Origin of the sequence: Acinetobacter sp. SH024, from assembly GCF_000163635.1 — a bacterium.
Taxonomy (GTDB): domain Bacteria; phylum Pseudomonadota; class Gammaproteobacteria; order Pseudomonadales; family Moraxellaceae; genus Acinetobacter; species Acinetobacter pittii.
This window is the reverse complement of the sequence record NZ_GG753613.1, coordinates 1-1,554: the sequence shown is the minus strand read 5'-3', so window position 1 is coordinate 1,554 and position 1,554 is coordinate 1. Positions and strand designations below refer to the sequence as shown.

At 43.5% G+C, this 1,554-nt stretch carries 1 protein-coding gene; it reads right to left on the bottom strand.

Features of this window, described 5'->3' with window-relative positions; all coding sequences use genetic code 11:
- Window positions 1-1,498: alkyl hydroperoxide reductase subunit F (ahpF, locus tag HMPREF0013_RS24170; RefSeq protein WP_005804959.1), on the bottom strand; the 1,498-nt coding region annotated here is incomplete at its 3' end.
- Between the last annotated feature and the right edge of the window lie 56 nt (window positions 1,499-1,554).

The following is a 1,554-nucleotide window of genomic DNA, read 5'->3' as shown; positions in this document are numbered from 1 at the left end:
TAATGATTTGCTTGTAAGGTACAGTCGTACAGTCACCCGCAGCAAATACACCTTGCACATTGGTTTCGTTGCGGTCATTCACAATGATCTCGCCACGGTTGGTTAATTCAACTTCACTGTCTTTCAAGAAGTCAGTGTTTGGCAGTAAACCAATCTGTACAAAGATCCCTGCAAGCTCGACCACATGCTCTTCATCCGTCGCACGGTCTTTATATTTAAGACCAGTCACTTGTGATCCGTCACCTAACACTTCTGTACTTAAGGCATTCATAATCACCGTTGTGTTTGGCAAGCTATGCAATTTGTTTTGCAAGACTTGGTCTGCACGAAGTTTGGTATCGAATTCAACCAGAGTTACATGCTCAACAATCCCCGCAAGATCAATTGCAGCTTCTACGCCTGAGTTACCACCACCAATCACAGCAACACGTTTACCTTTGAACAGTGGACCATCACAGTGTGGGCAGTACGCGACACCACGGGTACGGTATTCTTGCTCACCCGGTACATTCATCTCTCTCCAACGTGCACCTGTAGAAAGGATTACAGTTTTTGATTCAAGTTTTGCACCGTTTTCAAGTTCAACTGCAACCAGACCGTTTTCAGTTTGGTTTGCACCTGTGATTTTGCTGACACGTTGCAGGTTCATGATATCGACATCGTATTCACGAACATGTGCTTCCATCTCGGCAGCAAACTTAGGACCTTGAGTCTTTTGCACAGACGTGAAGTTTTCAATGTCCATGGTGTCCATGACCTGACCACCAAAGCGTTCAGCCACGATACCTGTGTTAATACCTTTACGTGCAGCATAGATTGCAGCTGTTGCACCTGCAGGGCCACCACCAATCACCAATACATCAAACGCATCTTTGGCATTCAGTACTGCTGCATCTTTTTCAGCCGAGTTGGTGTCAAGTTTTGCCACAATCTCTTCAAGGGTCATACGACCTTGACCAATGTGCTCGTTGTCTTGGAACACCATTGGTACAGCCATGATTTTGCGTTGTTCCACTTCGTCTTGGAAGAATGAACCATCAATCATGGTTGCTGTTGTGTTCGGGTTATAAATCGCGATCAGGTTAAGCGCCTGTACTACATCAGGACAGTTATGACAGCTTAAGGATACAAACACATCAAAGTTTGCTTTGAGGTTTAAGCCTTTAATCTGATTTAAAACTTCATCCGACACTTTAGGTGCATAGCCAGACACTTGTAACAGTGCCAAGATCAAAGATGTAAACTCATGGCCCATAGGTAAGCCTGCAAAGAACACACGAGGCTGTTCACCTGCTTTAGCCACACCAAAGCTTGGACGACGTGTATTGTTACCGTCAAAACGGGCAGTGACTTGGTCAGATAGTTCAGCAATTTCTGTCACTAACTCTTTAATTTGAGCCGCTTTATCTGATTCATCTAAAGCAGCAACTAATTCGATTGGACTTTCTAGACGTTCTAAATAAGCTTTTAATTGAGTTTTAATGTTTTGATCTAACATCTGTTTTTACTCCAATGCATCCAAATTCTTTCAATAGATGCATAGTACGTGAAAAC